5 protein-coding genes are annotated in these 3,172 nt (G+C 68.9%); all 5 read right to left on the bottom strand.

All coding sequences use genetic code 11. The features are described 5' to 3' along the window. On the bottom strand, positions 1-198 hold a 198-nt coding region (locus HOV91_RS38790; RefSeq protein ID WP_217441607.1), incomplete at its 3' end, for a hypothetical protein. A 66-nt stretch (positions 199-264) separates the two neighbouring features. Next, the gene (locus HOV91_RS38785) at positions 265-1,503 is read right to left on the bottom strand and encodes a hypothetical protein (RefSeq protein ID WP_043735714.1); all 1,239 of its coding nucleotides are present in this window, start codon (positions 1,501-1,503) and stop codon (positions 265-267) included. Between the two features lie 209 nt (positions 1,504-1,712). Beyond that, the gene (locus tag HOV91_RS38780; RefSeq protein ID WP_043735719.1) at positions 1,713-2,141 is read right to left on the bottom strand and encodes a hypothetical protein; all 429 of its coding nucleotides are present in this window, start codon (positions 2,139-2,141) and stop codon (positions 1,713-1,715) included. A gap of 46 nt (positions 2,142-2,187) precedes the next feature. Beyond that, positions 2,188-2,760 (bottom strand): hypothetical protein, encoded by a 573-nt coding sequence (locus HOV91_RS38775; protein WP_043735721.1) that lies wholly within the window; start codon positions 2,758-2,760, stop codon positions 2,188-2,190. 51 nt (positions 2,761-2,811) lie between these two features. After that, positions 2,812-3,172: class I SAM-dependent methyltransferase (locus tag HOV91_RS38770; protein ID WP_498072333.1), on the bottom strand; the 361-nt coding region annotated here is incomplete at its 5' end.

The raw sequence follows: 3,172 nt of genomic DNA, 5'->3' as shown, positions 1-3,172 counted from the left end.
GACGTTGATAGGGCGCAGGTACCGGGCGCCGTGCGGGGATTCGGGGTCGGTGTAGCCCCAGTGCTTGGCTTTCCAGTCCGGGTACTGCTCGCGCCAGCGGTCCACGGTGTCGGGGCCCAGCGCGGTCACCGCGCCGGCGGCGCCGAAGTGCTCGGCGGTGTCGAATTCGGTACGGGTCAGAACAACGGTTTCGGCCACGGGCGTAACTCCTTCGGAAAAGCAGGGACAGGGATATCGAGCGGGAGAGTGGTCCTCGGGTGCGGGTCAGACGAGGGTCATCGCGGTGAGGGCGAGGTCGTCGAGGTCGTCGGCGCGGTCGGGGTCGGGGATGGTCTGGGAGTAGCTGGTGACCGCGTTGGCGATCCCGGCGGCGGTGAGCTGTCCCCCGGCGATGAAGTGCGACAAAATCCCCGAGCGCTCGTCCTCGGTGAACCCGAGCTTCTTCGACACGACCTCGAGGGTGCGGTCGGGCTGGGTCACCGGGGTCCCGGCGTGGCGCTCGAGTTCTTCGACCCGGGCGGTCAGGAACTCCGGCGACATCCACTCCGAGACCTTGTCGCGGGTCTCGGCGGTGATAACCGCGAGCCGTTTACGCTGGGTGTCCCGCGACCAGGAGCGGGTGCCGCCGATTTCGAGGCGGTCCCCGACGTGGCGTTTGGTGAACGCGAACAACGGCAGCGTGAGCCCGTTGCCGCAGATCTGCACCACCAGCTCCGGCTTCAACGTGACCGCGTGGTGGCCGATCTCGGAGTTGGAGAACCGCAACCCGGCGAACACCACCGGCTCCGAACCGGGCCGGTAGCCGCGGCCCTCGCGGGCTGCCAGACGCCGCCCGGTCTCGATCTGCCCGGCCACACGACGGCGCTCGGCCTCGAGGTCGGGGTTGGCGAACGGGGTCCGATAGTTCTCCAGGAACGTCGGCGCGAGCGTGCGGATCTTCGGCGAATACACCTTGCAGTGCATCGAGGACTCCGACAGATCACACGAGCGCACCGTGACGTCGGTGTCGGCCAGGCGGATACCGTCGAGCACCGCGGTGAGCACGTCGAGGTTGTCGATGATCCCGTAGCGGTCCGACAGCACCGCCCGCAACACCCCCGGCTCACCGGGCGTGGAGGAGGTGAACAGGCGCAGCAGGAACGAGCGCTCGTCCGGCCCGCCGGGCAGGCGCGGATCGGTCGGGCCGTGCAGCAGGCCGTTGACGTTGGCGTCGTAGAGGTCGGTGCGCTGGATCTCCCGCAGCGACTTGAGGTATCCGGCGGGGATCTTCAGCTTCGACCCCAGATGCGAATCCGCGGCACCGGTCGGCCGATACAGGCCATCGACAGGGGTGACGCCGCGGTCGTCGAGGACCGGCTCCACCCCCGACAGCTGCAACAGCCCGTCGCAGGCGCGCAGCGCCGACGCGGGGGCCAGGACGTCGAGTTTGGCGGCCTGCTGATCGTTGAGCAGACCGACGAGGTCTCCCAACTCGGCGTGACGCACACACGAGGCGATCGACATGACGGTGTATTCCTCTCTGGGACAGGCGTATACGACGCGACACCCACCGGGTGCGGCGGGTGTCACGTGCAGGAAGGGGCGCAAGGGCAGTTGCAGGGATCACAGACAGCACGGGCCGATTCGAGCGCCTCGCCATAGGCGAAGGCGTCGGGCGCGTGAGGTCGCTCGAGCGCGGTGACCTGCGTGCGCCTCGGGCTGGTGAGTGCGGTTCAGGTGTCAGGGGTGAGCGGGTCGGCCTCGGCCGCTACGTCGAAGACGAGGTTGTCGATCTGTTGGATGAGTTCGTCGACGGCGTCGAGCTGTTCGGAGGTGAGGCCGGGAATCCGCACGATCGCGGTGGTGCCGAAGGAATCCTTGTCCTGCCGGCCCGCCTCGGCGTCGGCCTCGGTGTCGAAGGCATGCAGGTAGAACTCTCTGCTCGCGCCGCCCTGCTGGATGTAGACGAAGGATGTCTTCGCAGCCGCAGCACCCGCGAGCCATGCGGACAGGCGCCGGATCGGGTGCAGAATGTGATACGCCCGGTCCTGCGGGTCGCACTCGTCGTAGTCGCGTTCCTCCCCGATCTCCGCATAGGCCAGGACCGCACGCAGGTCCGCCAGCACTGCAGGTGTGAGGGTCAGGTCGGTGTCGAGCATCATTGAAACTCCTCGGGTGGCTGCGATCAGCAGTACGGATCGGCGCGGGTCAGTTCTGCTGGCGCAGGGTCTGCACGAGCGCCCAGGCCGCGTCGGCCTCGGCGCGGGCGGCGGCCAGACGCCGGTAGCCGCGCTGCTGGAGCACGTCGATGGTCCCGAGTGCGGTGGCGGCGTCTTGGCGGCGCGCATCGGCGCAGAAGTGGCGATGGCGGGCGGCACGGTCGTCGGTGAGGAACTCGGCGGTGATCGCGATGACGGTGTCGGACACCAGTTCCCGCAGGTCCGCATCGGCGGTGGTGAGTGGATGGCCCAGTTCGAGGTGCAGGCGTCCGGGCTCGCCCAGGCACACCGCGGCCGCGGCCCCGCGGCCGGGCTCTCGGGGGACGAACCGGGCCAGTACCCGCGGGTTGCCCAGGGGCTCGCCGTGGGCGCGCAGGCCGAAGAACCGCACGATCACCATCGACCGGCGTTCGGGGATGCCGTCGACCAGGACGGTGTGTTCGCCCATGTCGGTGAACACCGTCCCGGTCAGGGGTGCCTCGTCGGTGCGGAACAGCGTGTAGGAGGCCCCGTAATCGGTGGAGTTCGTGTCGGTGCTGAGGCTGAAACCTGGTGTGGGCATGACGAATCCGGGCTCCTGTCCAATCGGCGGGTACGAGGGGCTGGCGGTTTTTCAGCTGGCGCGGGTGGCCCGGTCCCACGGCGCCACCACGGCACCGGCGCGTGCTCGGCTGCGGGCGCGTCGGTGGCGCGCGAGGGCGGTGTCACCGAACTCGGTGGTGACGATCTCGGTGCGCGGTGCGGGCTGATGCCAGTACGGGTCGTGGAAGGCGGTGTCGACACTGCATCCGGGCTCGAGGACGATGCCGGTGCCGGAGGAGAAACGCTTGTATTCGGCGTCGCCTTGCCCTTGGAGCATCTCCTGGCTTCCGCTGTAGTGGAAAGGCGCCGAGGTCTGCGGCACCAGAAAAACGCCGTGGCGGGCCAGGTGCGAGGCGAGTGCGATGACGTGGTATTCGAAGCGGGGTCCGCGG

Origin of the sequence: Nocardia barduliensis (assembly GCF_013315795.1) — a bacterium.
In the GTDB taxonomy this organism is placed as follows: Bacteria; Actinomycetota; Actinomycetes; order Mycobacteriales; family Mycobacteriaceae; genus Nocardia; species Nocardia barduliensis.
Note: the sequence above shows the minus strand (reverse complement) of the source record. Positions and strands in the feature narration are given on the sequence as shown.

Excerpts from the sequence above, each read along its gene's own strand:
- HOV91_RS38785 (WP_043735714.1), bottom strand. The coding sequence starts at position 1,503 with ATGTCGATCGCCTCGTGTGTGCGTCACGCCGAGTTGGGAGACCTCGTC.
- HOV91_RS38780 (WP_043735719.1), bottom strand. The coding sequence starts at position 2,141 with ATGATGCTCGACACCGACCTGACCCTCACACCTGCAGTGCTGGCGGAC.
- HOV91_RS38775 (WP_043735721.1), bottom strand. The coding sequence starts at position 2,760 with ATGCCCACACCAGGTTTCAGCCTCAGCACCGACACGAACTCCACCGAT.